Here is a 24,640-nt window from a genome sequence, read left to right as displayed (position 1 = left end):
TACCCCGAGCCCCGGCGGCCAACCGTGCCGGTGGGCTAGGCTCGGACCTGAGTGAAACGTGTTCTAGAAAGTGACCTGCCGATGAAAAGCGTCTTCGCGCTGTGGGGTGTTGGCGACCTGCTCGCGGCGGACTTCGCGCCGCTGTCGGCCGTGGCCGCCGCGGTGCAGGCGAACATCTCCGACGCGGCGGTCGAGACGGCCATGCTGCGCATCACCACGTTCGACGCGCCCGTGCAGGCCGTCGTCAGCGTCTGGTGGGCGGATGCGCCGCGGGAAGAGGTCGCGGTGCGGGTGCTGGGCAGCGTCGCCGAAAAGGTGGAAGGGTGGCACGTCGAAGAGGCGACGCCGATTCCGCCGCCGGTCACCGCCGCGCTCGAGCGTGCCCCCGGCCTGTCGAACATCGCCTTCCTGCGCAAGCCGGACGAGTTGTCGCGGGCCGAGTGGCTGGACCGCTGGCGCAACCACCACACGGCCGTCGCCATCGAGACCCAGGCGACCTTCGGCTACGTGCAGAACGTCGTGACCGGACCCGCGACGGCCGCCGCGCCGGACATCGCCGGCATCGTGGAGGAGCTGTTCCCTCTCGAGGCGCTCACCGATCCGCACGCCTTCTACGGCAGCGGCGGTGACGGGGCGGAACTCACCCGCCGCATCCAGCGGCTGATGAGCAGCGTCGCAACCTTCGGCGGTGATCGCAACCTGGACGTGGTGCCCACCAGCCGGTACCGGTTGCGCTGAGGGGTCAGTGGCCGCAGCGTCCCGCCGATTCGCGCAGCGCGTGGCGTGCGGCGCGCACGGCCGGATGCTCGCCCGCGCCGCGCCGGTAGGCGAGGTGCGTGCGCCGTCGCATCGGCAGCGCACCGAGCGTGACGCCCGGCGGACAATCCCGCGTCCCGAATTCCGGGACCAGCGCGACGCCCTGACCCGCGGCCACCAGCGCGAGGACCGTGCCGAAATCGTCGGCGTGATGCCGGATCCGGGGCGTGAATCCCGCCGCCTCGCAGGCGCGCACGGTCATCGTGTGGCACAGCGTGCCTGGAGTGCTTGCGATCCAGGGGCTTTCGCGGTGTGCCGCGAGCGGCTGCGCGGTACGCGCGGCCAGATGGACGATCTCATCGAACAGCGGCTCGCTGTCCAAGGCGGGATCGGCGGGGACCGGCGCGTAGTCGTATTCCTGGATCAGCGCGACGTCCAGGGTCTCGGCACGCAGCGCGTCGGGCGCCAGCGCCGGATCCAGCTCCGTCACGCGCAATTCCAGCCGGGGATGCGCACTGCTCAGCGCGACGAGCGCGGGGGAGAGGATGGTCCGCACCGCGGTGGGAAACGCGCCGATGCGCAGGATTCCGGTGAGTTCGGCGCGGATCGCGGCGAGTTCGGCGGTGGCCTGCTCGAGCTGAGCGAGTATCCGTTCGGTGTGCTCGACGAGGGCGACGGCCGCCGGGGTCAGCGTCACCCGCCTGCCGGTTCGCGTCAACAGGGGCACGCCCGCTTCGCGTTCCAGCGCGGCGAGTTGCTGGGAGACCGCCGAGGGGGTGTATGCCAGGGCATCGGCGACCGCGGCGATGGTTTCGCGGTGCGCCAGTTCCCGCAGCAGGCGGAGCCGTCGGACGTCGAGCATAAGTCGAGCTTATGGTGTGCGTCAGAAATGTGAACTGGATCTGATGGTTTCCAGCGCCCAGGCTAATTGTCATGACGCTCGCAGGTCTCTTCGTTCCCCTGGTCAGCCCGTTCACGGCCGACGGCGCACTCGCCGCCGACGCGCTCGAGCGGCTCGCGCACGAGGTGCTCGACGACGGCGCGACCGGCATCGTCGCGCTCGGTACCACCGGGGAACCGGCCACCCTGACCGCCGCCGAGCGTGCGGAGGTGATCGCCGTCTGCGCGCGTGTGTGCCGCGAACGCGACGCGCCGCTGATCGTCGGCGCCGGATCGAACGCGACGGCCGCTTCCGTGGCGGCCCTCGCCGGTCTCGATCCGGGCAGCACCGCGGCGCTGACCGTGGTCCCGTATTACACGCGCCCCTCCGAGGCGGGCGTGCTCGCGCATTTCCGCGCCCTCGCGGCCGCCTCTCCGGTGCCGCTGATCGTCTACCACATCCCCTACCGGACCGGGCTTCCCCTGAGCGCCGACGCCCTCTTGGCGCTGGCCGATCTGCCCGGCGTCATCGGCCTGAAGCATGCCGTCGGCGCCGTCGACGACGCCACGGTCGCGCTGATGGCCGCCCGGCCCGCCGACTTCGCCGTGCTGGCCGGTGACGACCTGTTCGCCGCGCCGCTGCTGGCCCTCGGCGCGTCCGGCGCGATCGCGGCATCGGCCGCGGTGGGCACCTCCTCGTTCGCGGCGATGGTCGAGGCGTGGCGCTGCGGTCCGGTCGACGCGGCGCGGTCGCTCGGGCACCGGCTGGCGGTATTGTCGGCCGCGCTGTTCGCCGAACCCAATCCCGTGGTGATCAAAGCGGTGCTCGCGGCGCAGGGCCGTATTCCGAGCCCTGCGGTACGGTTGCCCTTGCTGCCCGCGAGCGAGGCCGCGACGCGGGCCGCGTTGTCCGCGCTGGCGGAATTTCCGGCATCGGGAACCCGTAATCACTGGTATTGCGGCCGCGAAGGTGCCACGCTTAAGCGGTGACACAACCTCCGGATACCCAGGCGGCTGGGCCCGACCCGGCGACCGACAAACTCGACGCGGCCGTTTTCAAGGTCGCGGGCGTCGTGGTGCTCGGCGCGATCATGTCGATTCTCGACATCACCGTCGTCAGCGTCGCGATACCGACCTTCCAGCGCGAGTTCGACACGAGCTACGCCATCGCGGCGTGGACGATGACCGGGTACACGCTGGCGCTGGCCACCGTGATCCCGCTGACCGGATGGGCGGCCGACCGCTTCGGCACCAAGCGGCTGTACATCATGGCGCTGACCTTCTTCGTACTCGGCTCCCTGCTGTGCAGCACGGCGTGGAACATCGAGTCGCTGATCGCCTTCCGCGTGATCCAGGGCCTCGGCGGCGGCATGCTGATGCCGCTGGGCATGACGATCATGACCCACGCGGCCGGTCCGCAGCGGGTCGGCCGGGTGATGGCGGTGCTCGGCGTGCCGATGCTGCTCGGCCCGATCGGCGGACCGATCCTGGGTGGCTGGCTGATCGAGAACTTCAGCTGGCACTGGATCTTCCTGATCAACCTGCCGATCGGCGTGATCGCCCTGACGCTGGCGTTCATCGTGCTGCCCGGCGACAAACCGGAGCCGTCGGAGTCGTTCGACTTCATCGGCATGCTGCTGGCCTCGCCCGGCCTGGCGCTGTTCCTGTTCGGCGTCTCCTCCATCCCGGAGCAGGGCACGGTACTCGCGGCGCGGGTGCTGATCCCGGCCGCCATCGGCGCACTGCTGATGGCCGCGTTCGTGTTCCACGCGCTGCGCACCGAGCACCCGCTGATCGATCTGCACCTGTTCCGCAACCGCGCGCTCACCTTCGCGGTGCTCACGATGGTGTTGTTCGCCGTGGCGTTCTTCGGAGCGGGTCTGCTGCTGCCGACCTATCTGCAACAGGTGCGCGGTGAGTCGGCGCTGCAAGCCGGTCTGCTGATCGCGCCGCAGGGCATCGGCGCGATGCTCAGCATGCCGATCGCGGGCCGCTTCGTGGACAAGATCGGCCCTGGCAAGATCGTCATGATCGGCATCACGCTGATCTCGATCGGGACGGCCTACTTCGTCCAACTCGACGCGGACAGCTCGTATCTCCCCATGATCGGCGCCCTGTTCGTGATGGGCCTCGGCATGGGCTGCACCATGATGCCGATCATGACCGCGGCGATCCAGACCCTGACCCACCAGCAGGTGGCGCGCGGGTCGACGCTGATGAACATCGTCAACCAGACCGCTGGCTCCATCGGCACGGCGACGATGTCGGTGGTGCTGACCAACCTGCTGAACAACCAGCCGCTGGCTCGCCCGGCGATCGCGGCGAACTTCGATCCGAATCTGGCGGGCCAGCTTCCGCCCGGAGCCGTCGAAACCGGTTTGCAGCAGGCCGCGGAAGCCTTCAGCCACACCTACGTGGTCGCGCTGGTGCTGATCGTGCTCACCTTGATCCCGGCGTCGTTCCTGCCGCGCACGAAGCCGAAGAACCCGCAGGCGGCCGACCCGGCGACGGTGGTGCACGCCTAGGGGTACCGGCCCCGGGGTCGCCTGCCGATCCCGGGGCCGGTACCGCGACAGGGGCCGGGCGTATCGCCGCGGCCCCTATTTTCTTGCGGCGGGACCGAAGCGGTCCTCGGTGCCGTGCGTCGTGCTTGTTGCTCGCGTGCAGATGCCTTCGCTTCGCGTAGGCGGTCATGGCCGAGCCGCCGAGCGGAATGTAGTTCAGCGATCGCTGCGAAGCCCGTCGAAGACGATCTCCAGGCCGCGCCGCCACGACGGCGAGCCGGTGGTCTCGCCGAGCAGCGACAGCGCCCACACCAAGTTGACGACATCCTCGTCGGTCGCGTCGGCACGCAATGCGCCGGCCTCCCGGACGCGCGCGAGCACCGCCGACAGGTGCGACATCCCGCGCTGACAGGCCTGCGCCAGCTGAGCCGCCGCTGGATGATCCCCGGTGAACGCCTCGAGCAGCCCGCGATCGGCGGTGAGCCTGCCGAGCAGGTCTTCCACGAATCCGGTGAACGCCGTCCACGCGTCGGGTTCGGCCGCCGCGCGGGCGGCGATCTCGTCCACCGCGGCCAGCCGGGGCGGCAGAAGGGCATCGATCAGGGTGTCGCGGGTGGGGAAATGGTTGTACAGCGTCCCGATGCTGACGCCTGCGCGCCGCGCGATCTCCTCCAGCGAGCCGTCGAGGCCCTGTTCGGTGAACACCTCGGCCGCTGCCCGCAGCAGATTGTCGCGATTGCGAGCGGCGTCCCGGCGCAGCGGTTTGGTCACGCGATCATCCTACCGAACCTGAGGGCCGCCTCGATTTTCGTGCTACGGTGATAAATCGAGGGGGGCCTCAAGTAAGGAGAATCCATGGTGGATCAGGGAACAGCGGTGATCGTCGGTGTCGGGCCCGGCCTCGGGATGTCGATGGCCCGGCGCTTCGGACGGGAAGGTTTCCGCGTCGCGCTGATCTCGCGCAGCGACGCACGGCACGCCGCGTACGTCGCGGACTTGGCCGAGCGCGGGATCGACGCCACCGCCCACGTCGCGGACGTCACCGACCGGTCGCGGCTCGGCGCGGTACTCGGCGACATCCACGGGGCGGGGCCGATCGGAATGCTCTATTACGGACCGGGGCCGACGCAGCAGCCCGTGCCGATCACCGACATCGACGCGGTAACGGCGCGATCGGCGTTCGAGTGGGTGTGGCCCGCGGTCGACGTGGTGAGCGACGTGCTGCCGGGCATGCTCGATCGTGGGAAGGGAGCGTTGTTCTTCGCGGGCGGGCTTTCCAGCGTTCGTCCCATGCCCATGCTCGGCCACCTCGCCCTCGCGGCCGCCGCGCTGCGGAATTACGCGCTCACTCTCAACGCGGCGCTGGCCGAACGCGGGCTCTACGCGGGCACGCTCACCATCGGCGGCCTCGTCGAGCGCGGGGACATCCACGCGATGGTCTCCGCCGACCCGGCGCGCTTCGGCAGCACGGAAGGCCACACTCTCGATCCGGACGACTTGGCCGAGACCGCGTGGGGCATGTACCGCGCCCGCGACCGTGCCGAAGCGATCTTCGACGTCTTCGGTGGGTGACGAGGTCAGCCGTACAGGGCGATGAAGCGGTCCAGGGAACGTTCGATATCGCCCTTGACGGCGCGGGCCACACCGGATCCGATCGGCCCGAACAGCGGTGCGCCGCCGAGCTCGATGTCAACGGTGACCTCCGAACCGGAGCCCTTCGGGGCGACGAGCAGCTGCAATCCCAGTTTGGTTCCGCCCTTGCCCGCGCCGGTCAGTTGCAGGCGGCGCGGCGGCTCGGCGGCGCGCACGGTCCAGGTGACCCGGTTGCGCAGGCCCTTCACCGAGGCGATGCCGACCAGTTGAGTGCCGACGGTCAGTTCGGCGGGAACCTCGCCGCGCCACGCTTCGTGCATGGTCAGCCATTTGTCGAGTTCGGCGAGGTTGGAGGTGTGCGTCCAGGCCTGCTCGGGCGAGATCGGAACGTCGACCGAGACCTTCAGCTTTGCCATGGGCGCATGGTATCCGGCCCCGGTGGCCCGGTTCGTCGCGAGGGCGGCCGAGCCCGGCGGTCGCCCGGGCGCCGAGGTGGACGCAACTTTGCGAACCCGAATTCGAACAGCCGCCAATGCATTTGTTGATACGTCAGCGAACGCGCATTCTCGCTGTTCGGCCGCGGATGCGGTCGGTGTCCCTGTCTTCGCGCAGCCACGGCCTCCCCGGTGCCCGTCCGGCGCGCGGGCCCGTACGCAGGACGAATGGTGCGCGGGTTGCACGACAGCCCAACATTATTGCCCGGCTATGTCGCGATCCGCGGCACCTATCGTCCCAGTTCCGGGAATCCGGAAAGTGTCGATGGGATCGGCAGAGACTTCGTTGGAATGCTGCTAATGTGCGAATGGTCGGGTTCTGGTTACCGTTCGGATACGATCCGGGCGGTCGGCGATTGACGTGTAATCGCCTGTCCTGCGGGCACTGTGCGGTAGGCGCTCTCGGTGAGCGCCGGTGCCGTCGCGGGTTCCGGTACTCCGACGCGGACTCCACCGACCGGTCCGTTCATGGTCGGCAGGCGAGGGAAGGCGAGCGAAGCAGGATGGCAGTGGGCCGATTCCTCGAGACCAGTCAACGACGAAAGAACTGATGAATCAAGATATCGCCGTGGTGCTTTCATGGATCCTCGCCGCCGCTTTGGTGATCGCCGTAGCGGGGGCGTTGTACGCAGTGCAGTATGCCAGGGCTCAACGGGCCAAGGTCGAGGCTCTGGCCAGGGAACAGCGCGCGACCGAGGACACGCTCGAGCGGTTCGCCGCCACCACGTTACCCGCGGTGGCCGATTCGATCCGCCGGTTCGAGTCGCAGGTGCCTCCGGTCGAAGTGCAGGCAGGCATGGAGAATTCGCGGCTCGCGCAGATCCTGCGGTGGATCTCCGAGCGGTACGCCGACGACCTGAGCCTGATGCGCTCGGAGACCAGGGACCTGACCAACAACGAGGCGCAGCAGGCGATCAAGGCGGCGGAGGAGGCCGCGCGCAACGAGGTCGCCGCCGCGTCGCGCCAGGCGACCAGCGCCGCGGTCCGCTCCTTCGGCACCTCCGTGGTCAGTCTCGGCGCCGACGTCAGCCAGGTGGTGAGCGCCGCGCTGCGCGAGCACCGCGACGACGCGGTGTACGAAACCCTCACCCGCATCGACCACACCGTGCAGCAGATGATCCGTCAGGCGCAGTCCTACGTGATCGTCTGTGGTGGTCTGCCCGGCCGCCGCTGGCCCGCGCAGACGCTGACCGACGTGGTCGGCGGAGCCATCGGCCGCGTCAGGGAGTACCTGCGGGTGCGGCCCAACCAGCTCGACCGTGTCGTGATCAGCCGCGCGGTGGAACCGCTCGTGCACACGCTGGCGACCTTGCTGGACAACGCGTTGCGGTATTCGCCGCCGACTTCCTATGTGGACGTCAACTTCCAGGAGGGCCACCACGGCGTCACCGTCATCATCGATGACGCGGGCGTGCGGATGAACGCCGAGCAGATGGAGGAGGCCCGCCAGGTGCTCGCGCACGAGCGGCCCGTCGACATCCACCAGCTCGGCCCGTCGCCGAAGGTCGGCTTCCCGGGCATCGCCGCGCTGGCTCGCCGCTACGGTTTCACCGTCTACATCGACGGCCCGAACGTCTACGGCGGCATGCGCGCGATGGTCTACATCCCGGAGTCGCTGCTGGTCGCCCCGCAGAACGTCCAGGAGGTCGCGCCCGTGACCGAGGCAAAACCGGAGCCGGTCACGGTTCCCGCGCAGGACGCGCCGAGCGAACAGCCCGGCGAGAACGAGCCGTCGCTGTCGGTGAGCGAGATCACCAGCGGCGGGCTACCCAAGCGGCGACGCAGAACGGTCGCGCTCGCCCCGGTCGGGCCGCGCACCGAACCCGGCCTCGCGCGCCCAGAGGTCGCCGCAGCTTGGCATACCGGCTCCAAGAGCGGCCGTGCCGCCGCATCTGATGACACGGAAGGGATGACATCCTGATGGCCACACCCGTGACCGACAGCAGCAACAAACTGGGCTGGCTACTCGAAGATCTCAGCATCACGGGTGTGCGGTTCTCGGTGTTGCTGTCCGACGACGGCCTGCGGATCGCGCACTCCACGGGGATCGCCCGCGACGAGGCGGAACGCTTCGCCGCCGCGGCCTCCGGCCTGCGTTCGCTCGGTAAGGCGCTCGGCGAATTCTGCGGTGACGCCACCAACGGCGTGCGGCAGAACATGACCGAGTACGACCAGGGGATGATCCTCATCACCGCCGCGGGCGAGGGCGCGCTGCTCGGCGTCGCCACCACCAACGACATCGACGTGGGCCTCGTCGCCCACCGGATGAACGAGCTGGCGGGCCGGGTCGGACGCGAGCTCGGCAGTCAGCCGCGCAGGCGCGTAGACGGCAGCGAAATGCCATGATCGAGCGCAGCGAGCGAGTCAGAGGTACTGCGCCGCTGGGCAGCACGGAGCCGAGCGAGAGCGAGGTGCCGTCATGAGCAAGCCGCGGCGCGATCCGGACCTGGTCCGGGCTTATGTGCGCACCGGAGGGCGTACGCGCCCCACTCGCGAGCTGGACCTGGTCACTTTGGTCCTGACCGCCAAAGATCCACTCCCCGGCGCGTCGCCCGATGCGCGCCGGGTCATGGCCCTGTGCAGCCGTCGGGGTGCGCTGTCGATCGCGGAGATCGCGGCGTACCTCGACCTTCCGCCGTCCGTCGTGAAGATCGTCGCGTCCGATCTCATGGACGGCGGACACCTGGTCACACCCACCCCGGCCGAGTCCCTGCCGGAGATCGCTCTGCTGGAGGAGGTACTCAATGGGCTCCGTGCTCTCGCCGTCTGATCGCGCCGTCGATTACGTGCCGGAGACCGTGACCCGCTCGGTGAAACTGCTGGTGGCCGGCAACTTCGGTGTCGGCAAAACCACGTTCGTGAGCAGCGTCTCGGAGATCAAACCGCTGCGCACCGAGGAGACCATCACCGAAGCCAGCGTCGGCGTCGACGACATGGCGGGGCTGCCCGGCAAGTCGCAGACCACGGTCGCGATGGACTTCGGCCGCATCACCCTCAGTCCCAAACTGGCGCTCTACCTGTTCGGCACTCCGGGCCAGCAGCGGTTCGTCCCCCTGTGGGAGGAACTTGCCCGCGGTGCGCTCGGCGCGCTGGTGCTGGTGGACACCCGCCGCATCGAGAAGTCCGACGAGGTGCTCTCGGTGCTGGAGGAACGCGGCGTGCCGTATTCGGTGGCCGTCAACCAATTCGAAGGCGCGAGGCACTATCCGCTCGACGAAGTGCGCGATGCCCTCGACCTGGAACCCGGCACCCCCCTGACGTCGCTGGACGCCAGGGACCGCGGCACCTGCCTGCGTTCGCTGATCACGCTTGTCGAATTCTTGTTCCACCGTTTGGAGTCGCGCATTTGACCACGCCACAGTCCTCGAACAACCTCGCGCACCTATCCAGCGGCGCCTGCCCGGTCGCACACGGATCGCCGATCGACACCGACGGTCCCAGAATCCCGCTCTACACCGACGGATTCGCGGCCGACCCCCACGGGATCTACCGGGAAATGCGCAGGCGCCATGGTTCGTTGGTCCCGATCGAACTCTCGCCGGGGGTGCCCGCCACTCTGGTGATCGGCTATCAGGAAGCCGTGCGGATCCTCAACGATCCCGAGCACTTCCCCGCCGATCCGCGCGTCTGGCAGAAGAACATCCCCGAGGACTCGCCCATCCGTCCGATGATGGAGTGGTACCCGAACGCGCTGCGCAACAGCGGCGCGGCGCACGCCCGCTACCGGAGTGCGTACGTCGCGAGCATCGACGCCATCGACCTGCACGAGGTGCACTCGATGGTGGAGCGCATCGCCATTCCGCTGATCAACAGCTTCTGCACCACCGGATCCGCCGATCTGGTCACGCAATACGCGTTCCCGCTCGTGTTCGAGGTGCTCAACCGGATCGTCGGCTGTTCAGCGGAACTGGGACAGCGGGTGGCCACCGGCATGGCGATGCTGTTCGACACCGTCGAGGCGGCCAAGGGCATGCAGATGCTCTCCGAGGCGTTGATGGAGCTGATCCAGCAGCGCCGCGCGGAGCCGGGCGACGATGTGACCTCCCGGTTGGTCCATCACTCGTCCGGTCTCAACGACGAAGAACTGCTGTACAACCTGATCAGCCTCTACGGCGCCGGCATCGAGCCGCAGCAGAACCTGATCACCAACACCCTGCTGCTGATGCTCACCGACGACCGTTTCGGCGGCGACATGCTCGGCGGCGCCCTCTCGACGCGGGACGCGCTGGACGAGGTGTTGTTCAACGACCCGCCGATGGCGAACTTCTGCATCACCTACCCGCGCCAGCCCATCCTGATCGACAACGTCTGGTTGCCCGCGCACCAGCCGGTGCTGGTCAGCCTGGCCGCGTGCAACAACGATCCGGCGATCCGCGGCGGTGACCGCACCGGCAACCGCTCGCATCTGGCGTGGGCGGTCGGACCGCACGCCTGCCCCGCGAAGTCCGTCGCGTCCGTGGTCGTCCAAGAAGCCATCGACCAACTCCTCGATGCGCTACCGGAAATGCAGCTGGCCGTGCCCGCGGACGACGTGGTCTGGCGGCCCGGCCCCTTCCACCGGGCGTTGGCGGCCCTGCCGGTCGTCTTCCCCGAGTCCCCTCCGTTGAACATGGTGTAAGGAGAAGCGTCCGATGTCGCAAGAGCCGATAGTCTTGGATCTGACCGGTTCCGATATCCAAGGCGAGGCGGCGCGGCTGCGCGAGCGTGGGCCGGTGGCCCTGGTGGAACTGCCCGGCGGGGTGCCGGCGTGGTCGATCACCGATGCCGTCGTGCTCAAGAGCCTTCTGGCCGACCCGCGCGTGTCGAAAGATCCCAGGCAGCACTGGGCCGCGTTCATGAACGGCGAGATCACCGAGGAATGGCCGCTGCTCCCGTGGGTGGCGGTCGACAATATGTTCACCGCCTACGGCGCCGAGCATCGGCGGCTGCGCAAGCTGGTCGCCCCCGCGTTCACGCACCGTCGCACGGTGGCGCTTCGACCGCGCATCGAAGCGATCACCGCCGAGTTGCTCGACGGGCTGGCGGCGACCCCGCGCGGTACCGCCGTCGATCTGCGTGAGGGCTATGCCTATCCGGTGCCGATCCAGGTCATCACCGAGTTGATGGGCGTGCCCGAGCATCTCGGCCCCGGCGTGCGGAAATGCGTCGACGGGTTCTTCGACACGTCGTTCGGGCCGGAGCAGGCCCAGGCCAACTACCTGGAGATGTACCGGCTCATCAGCGAGCTCGTGGCCTACCGGCGGGAGACCCCCGGCGACGACATCACCAGCGTGCTGATCGCCAGCCGCGACGAGGAGGACGGCTCGCAGCTGACCGAGAAGGAACTCGTCGACACCCTGATGCTGGTCATCAACGCCGGGCACGAGACCACGGTGAACCTGCTCGATCAGGCCATCTTCGCGCTGCTCACCCGCCAGGATCAGCGTGCCGACGTGGTCTCCGGCCGGATCCCCTGGTCGGACGTGGTGGAGGAATCGCTGCGTTTCGAGGCGCCGGTCGCGCACCTGCCGCTGCGCTACGCGGTGGAGGACATCGACATCGCCGACGTCCGCATCCCCAAGGGCGAAGCCATCCTGGCCTCCTATGTGGCGGCCAACCGGGATCCGAAGGTGCACGGTACGAACGCCGACGAGTTCGATCCGCGCCGGACGGTCAAGGATCACCTGGCCTTCGGTTACGGGGCGCATCACTGCCTGGGCGCGCCACTGGCCCGGCTGGAAGCCGAGATCGCTCTGCCCGCCATCTTCCGGCGCTTCCCGGACATGCGCCTCGCGGTCGATCCGTCGGAGCTGGGCACCGTGCTCAGCTTCATCTCCAACGGCCATTCCGAGCTGCCGGTGTTCCTGGAGGCCACGGAGTAGCAGGCCGCGAGGACATCTCGAGCACATCCCGGCATGGGTGCTCGCCGCTGCCGTGCCGGGTTGGACCGCCCGCGTATCCCTCGCGGATACGCGGGTACAGGTGTTTCCACCGCGCGGGGGCCACGCGGAACCTGCCCCATCGCGTCGCTGCGAAGTACGAGATATGCTCTGCCGCAGTGGAATTCGATCAATCACTGGAATTCGCTACGCTCGCACGGCGGATTCGGTTCCCGAGACCCGGGGCCGCGTGTCGTCCGGCAACCCTGCTCGTCGAACGTTCCGACTTTGGAGTCACGTTTTGACCCACCCACAGTCCTCGACATCGTCCTCCCTCGGCGGCTGCCCGATCCCGCACGGGTCCCCGGTCGGCGCCGATGGCCCGCGGATAGCGCTCTACACGGACGATTTCGCGGCGGACCCACACCATGTCTATCGAGAAGCACGCGCGCGGTACGGTTCGCTGGTGCCGGTGGAACTGTCACCGGGCGTGCCCGCGACGCTGGTGATCGGTTATCACACCGCGTTGCGCATCCTGAACGATCCCGATCATTTCCCCTCCGATTCGCGGACCTGGCAGCAGACCGTGCCCAGCGACTGCCCGGTCCTGCCCCTGCTCGAGTGGCGTCCGGCCGCGATCCGCAACTCCGGCCAAGAGCATGCCAGGTACCGGCAGGCCACGGTCGCGGGCATCGAGGAGATCGACCAGTTCGCGCTGCACAACACCGTGGAGCAGATCGCCGTTCCGCTGATCAACTCCTTCTGCGGGGACGGCTCGGCGGACCTGATCGCGCAGTACGCCTTCCCGCTGGCGTTCGCGGTGATCAACGCGATGCTCGGCTGCCCGCCGGACATCGGGCAGCGGGCCGCGATGGGACTGGCGGCGATGTTCGAAGGCGTTGACGCCGAGCAGGGCAACGCGATGTTCAACGACGCGATGTCGGACCTGGTGGCGCTCAAGCGATCTCATCCCGGCGACGACATCGTCTCCCGGATCGTGCGCCACCCCGTCGACTTCGACGACGAGGAGATGGTCCAGCAGGTGCTGATGCTCTACGGCGCGGGCATCGAGCCGCAGCAGAACCTGATCGTCAACACGCTGCGGCTGATGCTCACCGACCAGCGGTTCGCCGGCGGCATCCTCGGCGGCAGCCTGTCGACGCGGGACGCGCTGGACGAGGTGCTGTTCACCGACCCGCCGCTGTCGAACTACTGCGTCACCTTCCCGCGGCAGCCGATGCTCGTCGACGGCGTCTGGCTGCCCGCCCACCAGCCGGTGGTGATCAGCATGGCCGGATGCAACAACGATCCGGCCATCAACACCGGCGCCTACACCGACAACCGCGCTCATCTGGCCTGGAGCGTCGGGCCGCACACCTGTCCGGCTCGGTCGGTGGCCTATCTGATCGCCCAGGACGCCATCGATCAGCTGCTCGACGCGTTGCCCGAGCTGCGGCTGGCCGTCCCCGCCGAGGAGCTGAGCTGGCGGCCCGGTCCGTTCCATCGGTCGCTGACCGCACTGCCGGTGCTCTTCCCGGCATCCCCGCCCCTGCCGGGCTATGCGTCGCAGCCGGAGGGCAGCGCGGCGAGGTAGCCGCGCTCTGCTCCGGCGAGCCGACATCGCCGCGTTCCGATCCGGAAGGAGGTTGCCGCTCAGAGGTCGTCGTGCACACAGCTGATGAGGGTGTGCGCCGGCCTGTCACCGATCCCACGCATCACGCCGGCCTACGCCGTCGCGGCGCGCCAGCGCCCGGTCGATCGCGTTCGTCGCATGTTCGTTCCTCTGGAGTTTCGTCTTTTGACCACGCCACACTTCCCGCCGTCCACTTCCGCGAACGGGTGCCCCGTCGCGCACGGCTCGCCGATCGACACCAGCGGCCCCCGCTACCCGCTGTATTCGCAGGAATACGCCCAAGATCCGCACGGGGCATACCGTGAAATGCGCCGCAGGTACGGTTCCCTCGTCCCGGTCGAGCTGTCGCCCGGCGTGCCCGCCACCTTGGTGATCGGCTACCACACCGCGCTGCGCATCCTGAACGATCCCGATCATTTTCCGGCCGATCCGCGGATCTGGCAGAAGGACATCCCGGGCGAGTGCCCGGTCCTGCCGATGCTGGAGTGGCGGAAGAACGCGCTGCGCAGTTCGGGCCTCGAGCATCTGCGCTACCGGCAGGCGAATGTCGCCAGCATCGCCGGGGTCGATCTGCACGCGCTGCACGGAACGGTCGAGCAGATCGCCGTCCCGCTGATCAACGCCTTCTGCGAGGACGGCGCGGCGGATCTGATCAGCCAGTACGCGTTTCCGCTCAGCTTCGCTGTGCTCAACGCCATGATCGGCTGCCCGCCCGACATCGGCCAGCAGGTCGCGACCGGTATGGCCGCCATCTTCGAAGGCGTCAACGCGGACAAGGGCAACGCGATGCTCAGCGACGCGCTGTTCGAACTGGTGCAGCTCAAGCGCAAGGAATCCGGCGACGACATCACCTCCCGGCTGCTGCGGCACGAAGCCGGGCTGGACGACGTCGAGATGATCCATCAGCTCATCACCCTCTACGGCGCGGGCATCGAACCGATGCAGAACCTGATCGTCAACACGGTGCTGCTGATGCTCACCGACGAACGTTTCGCGGGGGATTTCCTCGGCGGCAGCCTTTCCACCCGCGACGCCCTCGACGAGGTGCTGTTCAACGATCCGCCGATGGCCAACTACTGCGTCAGCTTTCCGCGCCAGCCCATCCTCATCGATGACGTCTGGCTACCCGCGCACCAGCCGGTATTGATCAGCATGGCCGGATGCAACAACGATCCGGCGATCGGCGTCGGGCAGCGCACCGACAGCCGTGCCCATCTGGCCTGGAGCGTCGGCCCGCACGCCTGCCCCGCCCGGTCGGCCGCGTACCTGGTGGTGCAGGACGCGATCGATCAGATTCTCGACGCGCTGCCCGAGATGCGGTTGGCCGTGCAACCCGATCAATTGAGCTGGCGGCCAGGGCCGTTCCACCGTGCGCTGGTGTCGCTGCCGGTCGTCTTCCCCGAATCCCCTCCGCTGACCGTCTTCTAAGGAGTCCCCGATGACCACACAGCCCCTGGTCCTAGACCCGACGGGCGCCGACATCCAGGGCGAGTCCGCCCGCATTCGCGCGCGCGGGCCGGTGACGCTCGTCGAATTGCCTGGCGGCGTGCGTGCGTGGTCGGTCACCGACGCCGACGTGCTCAAGCGGTTGCTGGCCGATCCCAGGGTGTCGAAGGACGCCAAGCAGCACTGGCCCGCGTTGATCAACGGCGACATACCGCAGGACTGGCCGCTGCTGCCGTGGGTCGCCGTGAACAACATGTTCACCGCCTACGGCGCCGATCACCGCAGGCTGCGCAAACTCGTCGCGCCCGCCTTCACGCACCGCCGCACCCAGGCGATGCGACCGCTGGTCGAACAGATCACCGCGGACCTGCTCGACGCGCTCGCGGCGACACCGGCGGGCGAGGCGGTAGATCTCAGGGAAGGTTTCGCCTACCCGCTGCCGATCCAGGTCATCAGCGCGCTGATGGGCGTTCCCGAAGCCCTCAACGCGGGTCTGCGCACCTGCGTCGACGGCATCTTCGACACGTCGCTCGGACCCGAGGAGTCCCAGGCGAACTATATGGAGATGTACCGGATCCTGGGCGAGCTCGTCGCGTACCGGCGGGAGACGCCCGGCGACGACATGACCAGCCTGCTGATCTCGCACCGGGACGAAGAGGACGGCTCGCAGCTGACCGAGCAGGAGCTGATCGATACGCTGCTGCTCGTGATCAGCGCCGGGCACGAGACCACGGTGAACCTGATCGATCAGGCCGTCTTCGCGCTGCTGACCCACCCCGACCAGCGTGCCGAGATTTCCGAGGGCCGTGCGGCCTGGACCGATCTGATCGAGGAGGCGCTGCGGTACGAGTCGCCGGTGGCGCACCTGCCGCTGCGCTTCGCCGCCGACGACATCGAGATCGCCGGTCTGCGCATCACCAAGGGTGAACCGATTCTCGCCTCCTACGCCGGGGCCAACCGCGATCCGAATCTGCACGGTCCCACCGCGAGCGAGTTCGACGTGCGGCGAGCGAGCAAGGAACATCTGGCCTTCGGCTACGGAGCGCACCACTGCCTGGGTGCGCCGCTGGCCCGGCTGGAGGCCGAAGTCGCACTGCCGGCCCTCTTCCAGCGGTTCCCGAACCTGCGCTTGGCAGCCGATCCCGCCGAACTGGGCACCGTGTCCAGCTTCATCTCCAACGGGCACGCCAGGCTGCCGGTGTACCTGGCGGACTAGCGGCCCGATCCGCGCCTCCGGTCGCGGCCGGAGGCGCGGATCCGCGCGATGCCTCGATCGTGCCGGATGCGCTCGCAATGTGGCGACCGCCACCATGCGTTTTCGGTGTCGGCGCGGAAGTCGTTGTGGTGGACTATCATCCACGGCAACGTAGATCGGAAAGAGCCGATCTACCGGCCGTCGCTCGGGCGCCCCACCCTTGCCGGCATCAGCGTCTCAGACGCCTTGCCGCCACGGTTGTAGGGTGAGCGCTGCTCGTCCCGGCATGTTTGCGCGACGATCGCGCGGGCATCCGGGGAAGACGTCGTATCACGCTGGGAGGACCGATGGCTACCGAAGACCGGACCGCAGTGTTCGACGCGGTGGTCGCGGCGGCGGACTATCCCGTGCTGCTGGTCACCGTGCAGGCGGCCGGCCGGCGCGCCGGTTGTCTCGTCGGCTTCGCCACACAGGTCAGCATCGAGCCGCGCCGGTTCCTGGTCGGCCTGTCCAAGAAGAACTACACCTACCGGGTCGCGCAGCACGCCGACCGGCTCGCGGTGCATTTGCTGGGCAGCGAACAACTGTCCCTCGCGCGGCTTTTCGGCGGTGAGACCGGCGACGACATCGACAAGTTCGTGCATTGCGACTGGCACGCGGGCCCCGGCGGCATCCCGGTGCTCAGCACGGTGCCCAGCTGGTTCGTCGCTCGCATCCGCGACCGGTACGACCTCGGCGATCACGTCGGAATGCTGCTGGAGCCCGAGGACGCGGCGGTGTTGCGGCCCGCCGCGGAAACAATGCACTATCACTCGGTCGCGGATCTGGTTGCGGGACATACCGTCTGAGTAGGTTAGGGGCCGCCCCCTCGGCGTGAACGCTACTTCAGTGCGTTCGCAAGATCGAATCGCGCGGCGAAGGCGGACAACTCGTCGCGGGCGCGCTGCGGGTCACCCGTGCTCGCGCTCACCACGATGCGCGTGACACCCTGATCGGCCAGTCCCCGGACCCGCTCCACCGGCATGTCGATCGATCCCCACCGCGTGTATTCGAACGCGCCGGGATCGCGGCCCGCCGCGCTCCTCGCGGCGCGGGCTGTCTCCAGCTGGGCAGCGCGTTCGGCCGGCGCGAGCATCCCGCCCGGGAAGTAACCGTCGCCGCGGGATCCCGCGCGCCGCGCCGCGGCGCGGCTCGATCCGCCGACATGGATCGGCAACGGCTCGCCGCCCACGGGTTTCGGGTAGCTGCACAGGTTCTCGAACCGGAAGAACTCGCCGTCGAAGCTCACCCCCTCCGCGTCACCGGACCACAGCAGCCGCAGCACGTCGATGGCCTCGTCGGCGCGACGGCCGCGGGAGGCGAAATCGACGCCGACGGCTCGCGCCTCACCGGGGAGGGTGCCGAGCCCGACCGTGAGCAGGCGCATGCGGCCCTTGGACAGCACGTCGATCGTCGCCAGGCGCTTGGCCAGCACCACCGGATGGTGATAGGGCAGCAGCAGCACCGCCGTGCCGAGCAGGATCCGCTCGGTGGCGGCGGCCACGAAACCGAGCGCGTCGAGCGGATCGGCGAACGGCACCGTCGGCGTGATCTCCATCGGCCCGACCGTCGCCCCCGGGTACAACGCGATGTGCTCGGGCAGGTAGATCGCTTCGAATCCGCAGCGCTCGGCATGCTGGGCGTAGCCGATCAACCGGTCCGGGTCGACGCCGAAGAAGGGGGTGCTGTAGCTGACCGCGAACTTCACCTCGGCTCATCGATCCGGTCGAACTCGCAGGCCGCCGCGAGCCGCGCGCGCAGATGGGTCCGTACGTGCTCCAGCCGCGTCAGGTAGGAATCGACCTCGGCCAGCTTGCGCCGCAACGTGGACACCGAATCGGGGCAGACGTCCCCGGAGCCGTTGCCCGCCCGCAGGCAGGCGACGAACGGGCGGATGTCGTCGAGATCGAAGCCCGCACCGAGCAGTTCGCGAATCTGCGCCACGATCAGCACCTCCCCGTCGTCGTAGGAGCGGTACCCGTTGGCGGCGCGGCGCGGCCGCACCAACCCGTGCTCCTCGTAATAACGCAGGGCGCGCGTGCTGGTGCCCGCCCGCTGCGCCAGTTCGCCGATGCGCATCCGTCCTCCTTCGCCTCCGCTGCCGCCACGCTAAACCTTCTCGTCGGCGTCAAGGCAAGCCGCCGCGCTGCCTGCCCGGGGGAGACCTCATGCGCTGGTGGCACGTCGGCATTCGTGCGGCGCTAGCGCGGCGCAGGCCTGTCGCGCCCAGACGCGGTGGTGTCGAGCAGGAACGCCGACATCGCCTCGGCCACCGCGGCGGGCTGATCGAGCATGGACAGCACGTACGCGTCGTCGATCTCGACCAGCCGCGCCGCGGGAATGAGGTCCGCGAGCCGACGGCCGTGCTCGCGCGGCATCACCTTGCCCGCCGACGACCACAGGATCAGCGCGTCTCCCCGGAAGTTGCGCAGTGCTTCGGTGTTGGCGATCAATTCCTCCCGGGGGAACCCGGACCTGGTGTAGGCGAGCAGGTCCCGGCGGATTCTGGCGTCGCGCAGCCCCGGCTCGGTCCAGCCGCGCACCAGCGCGTCGGGCAACGGTCGCCGCGCCATCCAGCCGAACAGCAATGGCGATCGGCGCAGCCACCGAATGCGCAACTGCCGCAGGGCGAGTGAGATGCCGCCCGGCAGATAGGCGGCGACGGTGGCCATCTTGCCGGGCAGGCCGGGCGGGAAGTTGTCGAACGCCTCGCACGGCAGCACGATGAGCCTGCCGACGCGTTCGTCCAACCCGTAGGCGGTGAGGAACAGCGCACCGCCCCAATCGCTGTGCACGAGCGTGACCTCGTGCAGATCCAGCGCGGCGAGGAAGTCGGCGATCAGGTGATTCAAACCGCGCAAGCTCAGGTCGACGCCGGGACGCAGTGGCAGGGGATGGGCGCCGAGCGGCAGGTCCGGCAGCACGTACCGGAATCCGTCGGGCAAGGCGTCGAGCACCTCGTCCCAGACCGTGTGGTTCATCAGCAGGCCGTGCAGCAGGACCACCGGGGGCCCCTCGCCGCGCTCGACATAGTGCACCCGGCCCGCGGGCAGTTCGATCTCAGGCATGTCCGCCTCCGTTCGAGCGATCGCTCTAGAGTATTTGCTCTAGTCTGGGAGGGTGACCGAGAAGATGTCAACCAGCACCCGGGAACGCCTCGTCACCGCGATGGCCGAGCTGATGCGGACGCAGGGCTACGCGGGCACCAGCGTCAAGCAGCTCACCGTCGCCGCTCGGGCCCCGATGGGCTCGCTCTATCACCACTTTCCCGAGGGCAAACCGCAGGTCGCCGCCGCGGCGCTGCGCACGTCCGGCGCCGCGTACATCCAGTTGCTCCCGCTGCTGCTCGACGCCGACGACGACCTGCGCGAAGCGATACCAGCGGCCTTCGCCGCGGCCGCCGAACAGATCGAGCAGACCGGCTGGATCAACATGTGCCCGGTCGGCACCGTCGCTGGTGAGGTCGCCGACAGCGAACCCGCGCTGCGCGAGGTCGCCGCCGAAGTCATCGCCTCCTGGATCGGCGACGGCACCGACTACTTCGTCCGTCGCGGCCTGTCCGCCACGGACGCCCGCGAACTCATCCTCGCCGTTCTCACCAGCCTCGAGGGTGCGTTCGTCCTCAGCCGCACACTGCGTTCGACGGAACCGCTGCGCGCGGCGGGCCGGTCGGTGCGCGCCCGCATCGAACAGATGCTGGCCGGGGTGCGCCACTAGTGCTTCCCGGATTCATTCGCCGGTCGAGCCGTACGGAAACGGACGAAATCGGACCAGAACAGACCAAAACGGATCGCGATATATATTGCCGGGCAACGTTTCCGGAGCGTTAATGGTTACAGCCGGGCTTCCTGAAGGTCGAGCACCCCCCGGTACAGGAAATCAACGCTGAAAAGGGGGCAGAGTCATGCCTACTGTAACTTCTGTATCTCCGACCACCGGCCCGGCTTCGGGAGGAAATAGCGTGGTCATCACCGGAACCGGATTCACGGCGCAGCCGACCACCGTGCGATTCGGCGGCACGGCAACGACTTTCACACTGGATTCCACTACGCAGATCACCGCGATCGCTCCGCCCGGAACCGGGACGGTACAGGTCACCGTCGCCAACGCGGACGGAACCAGTAATGGCGTTCCCTACACCTATGTCGTTCCTGTTCCCGCGGTGGCATCGGTCATTCCGAATTTCGGGCCCGCGAGCGGTGGAACACTGGTTTCGATCGTCGGTACCGGATTCACCGGAGTTACTTCCGTCAACTTCGGCGCCACACCGGCCACGTTCTTCGTCGCGATTTCCAGCACGCTGATAATCGCCATCGCCCCGCCGGGAACGGGCACCGTTCCGGTCACCGTCACCAATTCGGCCGGGACGAGTCCGGGCGTGCCGTTCACGTATGTGTCCGTTCCCACGCTGGTATCGATCACACCGAATACGGGTCCGGTGACGGGCGGCACCGCGGTCACGATTTCCGGCAGCGGGTTCACCGGCGCCACCGGTGTGTTCTTCGGTTTCCTTCCGGCGGTGTCGTTCACGGTGAATTCCGATACGCAGATCACCGCGATCACCCCGGTGGGGCTGGGTCCGGTACCGGTCACCGTCACCGGACCGGGTGGTATCGCCACCGGCGTCTTCTTCACCTACGTCTGACACAGCCGCAGTCCGGGCTCGGGATACGAGCCATCCGAATCCGAAGGGGCCGTTCATGACGGTGGACGGTCCCTTCGGTCGGCCCGTGCGCGGATCGTCGGATTCGTGGCGATCGGTCGCGCCGCGCCCGGCCGAGGGGTCAGCCGACGCCGACTTCTCGGCCACCGACTCCGGAGGCGAACTCCTTCCAGCGCCAGGGTCCGCCCGCGTCCGCGGCCAGCGGCGGGGTGTCATCGCCCGCGCCCGCGCGCAACCCGGAGAGCAGGTGGCGCAGAGCGTCGACGGCGGTGAACCGCGGCGTCCAGCCCAGCTCGGCCCGTGCGCGGCCGGTGTCCATGATCGGCAGATGCAGCACCCCGTCCAGCAGGTCCGGCGTCGCGGGCAGCGTGCGAGCGTGCCAGCCCATCGCGAGCGCGGCGCGCGCCAGCGAGGGCGGCACGGACACCACCCTGGCGTCGAAGACCTCGGCCAGCCGGGAGCGATCGATCACCGGTTCGGCGGCCAGGTTGAACGGTCCGCGGGCGTCGGTCGCGATGGCGAGGGCATAGGCGCGGCCGACGTCGGCGCTGTGCACCGCCTGGAAGCGCAGACCACGGGGAATCGGCAGAATCGGCGGGAGGCCCGGCCGGATCAGGCGATTCGGCAGCAGCGGTCCGGCGAACAGACGACGCTGCTGGCTGGCGGTGTGCCTGCGGAAGATGAACGCCGGGCGCATGCGAACCACGCGGCGATCCGGATTCTCGGCCTCGAACCGGTCCAGCAGCCGTTCGACGTAGGCCTTCTCCCGCATGTACGCGGCAGGCGGCCAGCCATCGGTCGGCCAGCTCTCCGGCACCGGTTCGTCGCTCTGGCACGGGGAGTAGGCCCCGACCGAGGAGGCGTAGACCAACGCGGGTACCTGGGCCGCGGCGACCGCGCGCAGCACGCGTTCGGTGCCGCCGACGTTCGCGCGCCAGGTGACCATGGGCTGATGGGTGGGCTGGAACAACCAGGCCAGGTGCACGACCACGTCGGCTCCGTGGAAGTGGGCTTCCAGGTCGTCGGTGCGCACATCCGCGCGCACCCACTCCACGCCCGCGCGAGGTTTGCCCGGCACGCGCCGGGCGATCCCCACGATCGAACCGACTCCCGCTTCTGCCGACAGTGTCTCCAGCACGCTCGTTCCGACGTTTCCGGTGGCACCGACCACGACGACGCGCATATCCGCTCCTTGGCTCGGCGACGAGGTTCGTCAGCGACTTACCCAGGATCGCCGCGACGACACCGGCCACCGGATTTCTCCCGGCTCGGCCGCGCGGAACCTGCGCACAGCGCGGCGGGCCGGAGCCCATTCGGCTCCGGCCCGCAGGCTCATCGGAAAACGTCACATATTCGATTGCGCGAGACGGTTGGCCAGGAGTTCCTTACCCATCCGGCCGCCCTTGCGGCTGTCGGCCTGCGCCTTGCGGAAGAACTCCACCAGCTCGGTGTCCCCGGCACGTTCCGCGTCCTGGATGAACGTGTCCAGACGCAGCGCGTTCTCGAGGGACGCCTCGACGAACCAGATCAGGTTGTAGTCCTTGTCCCTGGTGCCGGTGATGGTGCCCGTTTCTTCCTGCTGCTTGGTCATCTCCACTCCTTTCGCTTCTTCGTCGCCGAGCTGCGCGCCGGGCTCAGTCCCGTCCGAGCGCGTGCGCCAGCTCCTTCTTCGTCATCTTCGAGCGGCCTTCGACATTGCGCTTCTTGGCCTCGTTGTACAGCTGGTCCCGCGTCGGGCCCTGGGCGCCGCTGTGCGAACGCTGCCCGCCGCGCTGCTGCGGAGACTTGTCGTCGGTCGACGTCTTGCTCGCGGTCTTGGACTGCCCGGACTGCGCACGGTTCTTGTTGACCGTGCGTGCGGCCATCTCCTTCGCGCGTCCGGTGCTCGCGCCCCGGGATTTCGCCGAATCCTTGATGTGCTCGTACTGGCGTTCCTGCTTGTCGGTCCAAGCCTTCGGCATGTCATCACCTCCTGTATCTGCGGTCTACCCCGGGAATCTGCGCGCAATCCGGATCGGGCCCGGCTCGCGCGCCGGGCCCGTCACCCGCGACCACCGCCCCGGAGGCGGCGAACCGACGGCAGGCTCGCGTCAGCAGGTGCTGGGCGCGGGCTCGCCGCGCACCCGGCTCTGCAGCCACGGCAGCACCGAGGGCGCGCCGAGGACCGCCGCGGTCAGATGCTCCGCGTCGGGCACGCGCAGTGTCTGCACGGGCACCCCGGCCGAGCACCAATGGCGGTTGGTGTTGTCGATGGCATCGATCGGAATCAGCGGGTCGCTCGGCGAATGCCATTCGAAGATCGGTGTTTGCGGGGCGTTCGGGTAGAGCTCCACGCTGTTCTCCTCGACCACCGACCACGCGCCGGGCGTGGTGTCGAAGACCGACGCGGAGGTCACGTAGTCGCGCGCGTTGCCGTTCATGCCCGCGGCGAGAATTTCGTTGGTGCAGCTGTTGGCCATCTCGTCACGCAGCGCGAGGCCGCGCTCGTTCAGCGACTGGCTGGTCGGCACGCGGTCCGGGTATTCCCGTTCCAGCCCGATCGCCGTCGCCATGGCCAGGCCGAACGCCGGATGCGGTTCGAATCCCAGCGCCTTGGCCATCGTCACCAGGTTCATCGGGGCGCCGCCGATGGCCGCGCCCGCGAGCCGCAGTTCCGGCGCGTAGGTCGGCTGCAGCGCGGCCGCCCATGCCGTGGCGAGGCCACCGCCGGAGTAACCGGTCAGCGCGATCGGGCTGTTCTGCAGGCCGAGTTCGGGGAGCCGCTTCGCCGCGCGGATTCCGTCCAGCGTGATCTGGCCGCCCAGACGTCCGGCGCCGAGCGCGAACTGCGGACCGAGATGATCCGGCAGCGCGATACTCCAGCCCTGCGCCAGCAGGACGTTCAACATCCCTGTCGAAGCCGACAGGTTCAGATCGTTGGAGTAGAGCAGGTGCGATACCGCGCAGTGCGTGCCGAGCGAGTTGATGAAGTGCTGATACGACAGCAGCGGCATGTCGGGACGATGGCCCAGCGGGGTGAGGATCGTCGTCGTCGCCGAGATCGGCGCGCCATGCGAGTTCGTGGAGCGGAACTCGACGAGCCGGACGGTGGTGCCGGGGAAGAGCGCGAGCGGGGGCAGCATCCGCGTGTCGAGCACATCGCCGGGCTGGTGTGCGCCCACGTCCGCCGGGGGGGCGTAGAACGGGTCCGGGTCGGGATACGGATACAGCGGTTCCGCGGCCGCCGCCGTCCCGATCAGGAGAGTGAGTGCCATTCCGCCGCACGCGCCGATGGCGCGGACGGAACCGATGGTTTTTCTGCCGAGGAATCGAAGAAACGGACGAGTCACGACCTTGACCTCCAGGGGTAGTTCGCCGTATTCGCCGAACAGTGGTCTGCCTCAAAGTGCCTTCGTCGGCAAACTATCAGCAACACGCCGGGCTGAGTCATGAATGCGCGAAAAACCTTTTGGCATCAGTTAAAACTGAGGGTTTTCATCGCGCTCGCGCAATGTATCGTGATGGCTGGCAACCAACCCGCACAGCTCTTCCTCCGCGGCGGAGCCCGCACACCCGCGCCGGACCCGTTCGTTTGTCACTT

26 protein-coding genes are annotated in these 24,640 nt (G+C 68.5%); 16 read left to right on the top strand and 10 right to left on the bottom strand.

Annotated features, from left to right (window positions below; all coding sequences use genetic code 11):
* Positions 1-81: 81 nt before the first annotated feature.
* Positions 82-738 (top strand): EthD domain-containing protein, encoded by a 657-nt coding sequence (locus ACWDMM_RS22040; protein WP_195081605.1) that lies wholly within the window; start codon positions 82-84, stop codon positions 736-738.
* Positions 739-742: 4 nt separating this feature from the next.
* On the opposite strand, the gene ACWDMM_RS22035 is transcribed toward ACWDMM_RS22040, so the two are convergent.
* Positions 743-1,618 carry a LysR substrate-binding domain-containing protein gene (locus ACWDMM_RS22035; RefSeq protein WP_449939158.1) on the bottom strand — a complete coding sequence of 292 codons (876 nt, stop codon included), beginning with the start codon at positions 1,616-1,618 and terminating at the stop codon, positions 743-745.
* 71 nt (positions 1,619-1,689) lie between these two features.
* Between ACWDMM_RS22035 and dapA the strand changes: the two genes are divergently transcribed.
* Together dapA and ACWDMM_RS22025 are read left to right on the top strand one after the other, a co-directional pair.
* Positions 1,690-2,625 carry a 4-hydroxy-tetrahydrodipicolinate synthase gene (gene dapA, locus ACWDMM_RS22030; RefSeq protein ID WP_195081607.1) on the top strand — a complete coding sequence of 312 codons (936 nt, stop codon included), beginning with the start codon at positions 1,690-1,692 and terminating at the stop codon, positions 2,623-2,625.
* The gene (locus ACWDMM_RS22025; RefSeq protein WP_195081608.1) at positions 2,622-4,160 is read left to right on the top strand and encodes a DHA2 family efflux MFS transporter permease subunit; all 1,539 of its coding nucleotides are present in this window, start codon (positions 2,622-2,624) and stop codon (positions 4,158-4,160) included. Before dapA ends, ACWDMM_RS22025 begins: the two co-directional genes overlap by 4 nt.
* A gap of 195 nt (positions 4,161-4,355) precedes the next feature.
* Here the strand turns inward: ACWDMM_RS22025 and ACWDMM_RS22020 are convergent, their stop codons facing one another.
* Complete coding sequence (locus ACWDMM_RS22020) at positions 4,356-4,910, bottom strand: TetR/AcrR family transcriptional regulator (protein WP_195081609.1); 555 nt, start codon at positions 4,908-4,910, stop codon at positions 4,356-4,358.
* Positions 4,911-4,994: 84 nt separating this feature from the next.
* On the opposite strand from ACWDMM_RS22020, the gene ACWDMM_RS22015 reads away from it, so the two are divergent.
* Positions 4,995-5,711: an SDR family NAD(P)-dependent oxidoreductase gene (locus ACWDMM_RS22015; protein WP_195081610.1), complete on the top strand. Its 717-nt coding sequence runs from the start codon at positions 4,995-4,997 to the stop codon at positions 5,709-5,711.
* Positions 5,712-5,716: 5 nt separating this feature from the next.
* Here ACWDMM_RS22015 and ACWDMM_RS22010 read toward each other — a convergent pair whose 3' ends face one another.
* Complete coding sequence (locus tag ACWDMM_RS22010; RefSeq protein ID WP_195081611.1) at positions 5,717-6,148, bottom strand: type II toxin-antitoxin system Rv0910 family toxin; 432 nt, start codon at positions 6,146-6,148, stop codon at positions 5,717-5,719.
* Between the two features lie 646 nt (positions 6,149-6,794).
* On the opposite strand from ACWDMM_RS22010, the gene ACWDMM_RS22005 reads away from it, so the two are divergent.
* The 10 genes from ACWDMM_RS22005 (at position 6,795) to ACWDMM_RS21960 (ending at position 17,206) form a co-directional block, all read left to right on the top strand.
* Entirely contained in the window at positions 6,795-8,147 is a 1,353-nt protein-coding gene (locus ACWDMM_RS22005; RefSeq protein WP_323124310.1) for an ATP-binding protein, read from the top strand.
* Positions 8,147-8,572, top strand: coding sequence for a roadblock/LC7 domain-containing protein (locus ACWDMM_RS22000; RefSeq protein ID WP_039805396.1), 426 nt, complete (start codon positions 8,147-8,149; stop codon positions 8,570-8,572). Before ACWDMM_RS22005 ends, ACWDMM_RS22000 begins: the two co-directional genes overlap by 1 nt.
* A 73-nt stretch (positions 8,573-8,645) precedes the next feature.
* Complete coding sequence (locus ACWDMM_RS21995; protein WP_039805398.1) at positions 8,646-8,996, top strand: DUF742 domain-containing protein; 351 nt, start codon at positions 8,646-8,648, stop codon at positions 8,994-8,996.
* Entirely contained in the window at positions 8,971-9,576 is a 606-nt protein-coding gene (locus tag ACWDMM_RS21990; protein ID WP_195081613.1) for a GTP-binding protein, read from the top strand. Before ACWDMM_RS21995 ends, ACWDMM_RS21990 begins: the two co-directional genes overlap by 26 nt.
* Positions 9,573-10,844 carry a cytochrome P450 gene (locus tag ACWDMM_RS21985; protein ID WP_195081614.1) on the top strand — a complete coding sequence of 424 codons (1,272 nt, stop codon included), beginning with the start codon at positions 9,573-9,575 and terminating at the stop codon, positions 10,842-10,844. Before ACWDMM_RS21990 ends, ACWDMM_RS21985 begins: the two co-directional genes overlap by 4 nt.
* Positions 10,845-10,857: 13 nt before the next feature.
* The gene (locus tag ACWDMM_RS21980) at positions 10,858-12,087 is read left to right on the top strand and encodes a cytochrome P450 family protein (RefSeq protein WP_195081615.1); all 1,230 of its coding nucleotides are present in this window, start codon (positions 10,858-10,860) and stop codon (positions 12,085-12,087) included.
* Between the two features lie 298 nt (positions 12,088-12,385).
* On the top strand, positions 12,386-13,678 hold the full coding sequence (locus tag ACWDMM_RS21975) for a cytochrome P450 (protein WP_397070985.1): 1,293 nt from the start codon (positions 12,386-12,388) through the stop codon (positions 13,676-13,678).
* 204 nt (positions 13,679-13,882) lie between these two features.
* A complete protein-coding gene (locus ACWDMM_RS21970) occupies positions 13,883-15,145 on the top strand; it encodes a cytochrome P450 (protein ID WP_195081616.1) in 1,263 nt (420 codons plus the stop codon).
* Positions 15,146-15,155: 10 nt separating this feature from the next.
* Complete coding sequence (locus ACWDMM_RS21965) at positions 15,156-16,379, top strand: cytochrome P450 family protein (protein ID WP_195081617.1); 1,224 nt, start codon at positions 15,156-15,158, stop codon at positions 16,377-16,379.
* A 326-nt stretch (positions 16,380-16,705) separates the two neighbouring features.
* Positions 16,706-17,206, top strand: a complete 501-nt coding sequence (locus tag ACWDMM_RS21960) for a flavin reductase family protein (protein ID WP_195081618.1) — start codon at positions 16,706-16,708, stop codon at positions 17,204-17,206.
* 32 nt (positions 17,207-17,238) lie between these two features.
* Here the strand turns inward: ACWDMM_RS21960 and ACWDMM_RS21955 are convergent, their stop codons facing one another.
* The 3 genes from ACWDMM_RS21955 to ACWDMM_RS21945 form a co-directional block, all read right to left on the bottom strand.
* Entirely contained in the window at positions 17,239-18,105 is an 867-nt protein-coding gene (locus tag ACWDMM_RS21955; protein ID WP_449939149.1) for a TIGR03619 family F420-dependent LLM class oxidoreductase, read from the bottom strand.
* Positions 18,102-18,476 carry a MerR family transcriptional regulator gene (locus tag ACWDMM_RS21950; protein ID WP_195081620.1) on the bottom strand — a complete coding sequence of 125 codons (375 nt, stop codon included), beginning with the start codon at positions 18,474-18,476 and terminating at the stop codon, positions 18,102-18,104. Before ACWDMM_RS21950 ends, ACWDMM_RS21955 begins: the two co-directional genes overlap by 4 nt.
* Before the next feature lie 122 nt (positions 18,477-18,598).
* A complete protein-coding gene (locus tag ACWDMM_RS21945) occupies positions 18,599-19,465 on the bottom strand; it encodes an alpha/beta fold hydrolase (protein WP_195081621.1) in 867 nt (288 codons plus the stop codon).
* 64 nt (positions 19,466-19,529) lie between these two features.
* Here ACWDMM_RS21945 and ACWDMM_RS21940 point away from each other — a divergent pair, with 64 nt between their 5' ends.
* Positions 19,530-20,114, top strand: a complete 585-nt coding sequence (locus ACWDMM_RS21940) for a TetR/AcrR family transcriptional regulator (protein WP_323124311.1) — start codon at positions 19,530-19,532, stop codon at positions 20,112-20,114.
* A 187-nt stretch (positions 20,115-20,301) separates the two neighbouring features.
* The gene (locus ACWDMM_RS21935; RefSeq protein WP_195081622.1) at positions 20,302-21,042 is read left to right on the top strand and encodes an IPT/TIG domain-containing protein; all 741 of its coding nucleotides are present in this window, start codon (positions 20,302-20,304) and stop codon (positions 21,040-21,042) included.
* 139 nt (positions 21,043-21,181) lie between these two features.
* On the opposite strand, the gene ACWDMM_RS21930 is transcribed toward ACWDMM_RS21935, so the two are convergent.
* From ACWDMM_RS21930 to ACWDMM_RS21915, 4 genes are all read right to left on the bottom strand, one after another.
* Positions 21,182-22,243, bottom strand: a complete 1,062-nt coding sequence (locus ACWDMM_RS21930; protein WP_195081623.1) for an NAD-dependent epimerase/dehydratase family protein — start codon at positions 22,241-22,243, stop codon at positions 21,182-21,184.
* Between the two features lie 162 nt (positions 22,244-22,405).
* Positions 22,406-22,651 (bottom strand): hypothetical protein, encoded by a 246-nt coding sequence (locus tag ACWDMM_RS21925; RefSeq protein WP_067809689.1) that lies wholly within the window; start codon positions 22,649-22,651, stop codon positions 22,406-22,408.
* A 43-nt stretch (positions 22,652-22,694) separates the two neighbouring features.
* A complete protein-coding gene (locus ACWDMM_RS21920) occupies positions 22,695-23,021 on the bottom strand; it encodes a plasmid stabilization protein (protein WP_067809656.1) in 327 nt (108 codons plus the stop codon).
* 129 nt (positions 23,022-23,150) lie between these two features.
* Positions 23,151-24,314: a lipase family protein gene (locus ACWDMM_RS21915; protein WP_357106289.1), complete on the bottom strand. Its 1,164-nt coding sequence runs from the start codon at positions 24,312-24,314 to the stop codon at positions 23,151-23,153.
* Positions 24,315-24,640: the final 326 nt, after the last annotated feature.

The sequence above is a fragment of the Nocardia sp. NPDC003726 genome (assembly GCF_053586955.1).
This window is presented reverse-complemented; position numbering and strand designations above follow the sequence as displayed.

Coding starts and splice junctions, on each gene's coding strand:
- ACWDMM_RS22040 (WP_195081605.1), top strand. CDS start 82: ATGAAAAGCGTCTTCGCGCTGTGGGGTGTTGGCGACCTGCTCGCGGCG.
- ACWDMM_RS22035 (WP_449939158.1), bottom strand. CDS start 1,618: ATGCTCGACGTCCGACGGCTCCGCCTGCTGCGGGAACTGGCGCACCGC.
- dapA (WP_195081607.1), top strand. CDS start 1,690: ATGACGCTCGCAGGTCTCTTCGTTCCCCTGGTCAGCCCGTTCACGGCC.
- ACWDMM_RS22015 (WP_195081610.1), top strand. CDS start 4,995: ATGGTGGATCAGGGAACAGCGGTGATCGTCGGTGTCGGGCCCGGCCTC.
- ACWDMM_RS22010 (WP_195081611.1), bottom strand. CDS start 6,148: ATGGCAAAGCTGAAGGTCTCGGTCGACGTTCCGATCTCGCCCGAGCAG.
- ACWDMM_RS22000 (WP_039805396.1), top strand. CDS start 8,147: ATGGCCACACCCGTGACCGACAGCAGCAACAAACTGGGCTGGCTACTC.
- ACWDMM_RS21995 (WP_039805398.1), top strand. CDS start 8,646: ATGAGCAAGCCGCGGCGCGATCCGGACCTGGTCCGGGCTTATGTGCGC.
- ACWDMM_RS21990 (WP_195081613.1), top strand. CDS start 8,971: ATGGGCTCCGTGCTCTCGCCGTCTGATCGCGCCGTCGATTACGTGCCG.
- ACWDMM_RS21980 (WP_195081615.1), top strand. CDS start 10,858: ATGTCGCAAGAGCCGATAGTCTTGGATCTGACCGGTTCCGATATCCAA.
- ACWDMM_RS21965 (WP_195081617.1), top strand. CDS start 15,156: ATGACCACACAGCCCCTGGTCCTAGACCCGACGGGCGCCGACATCCAG.
- ACWDMM_RS21960 (WP_195081618.1), top strand. CDS start 16,706: ATGGCTACCGAAGACCGGACCGCAGTGTTCGACGCGGTGGTCGCGGCG.
- ACWDMM_RS21950 (WP_195081620.1), bottom strand. CDS start 18,476: ATGCGCATCGGCGAACTGGCGCAGCGGGCGGGCACCAGCACGCGCGCC.
- ACWDMM_RS21945 (WP_195081621.1), bottom strand. CDS start 19,465: ATGCCTGAGATCGAACTGCCCGCGGGCCGGGTGCACTATGTCGAGCGC.
- ACWDMM_RS21940 (WP_323124311.1), top strand. CDS start 19,530: ATGTCAACCAGCACCCGGGAACGCCTCGTCACCGCGATGGCCGAGCTG.
- ACWDMM_RS21935 (WP_195081622.1), top strand. CDS start 20,302: ATGCCTACTGTAACTTCTGTATCTCCGACCACCGGCCCGGCTTCGGGA.
- ACWDMM_RS21930 (WP_195081623.1), bottom strand. CDS start 22,243: ATGCGCGTCGTCGTGGTCGGTGCCACCGGAAACGTCGGAACGAGCGTG.
- ACWDMM_RS21925 (WP_067809689.1), bottom strand. CDS start 22,651: ATGACCAAGCAGCAGGAAGAAACGGGCACCATCACCGGCACCAGGGAC.
- ACWDMM_RS21920 (WP_067809656.1), bottom strand. CDS start 23,021: ATGCCGAAGGCTTGGACCGACAAGCAGGAACGCCAGTACGAGCACATC.
- ACWDMM_RS21915 (WP_357106289.1), bottom strand. CDS start 24,314: ATGGCACTCACTCTCCTGATCGGGACGGCGGCGGCCGCGGAACCGCTG.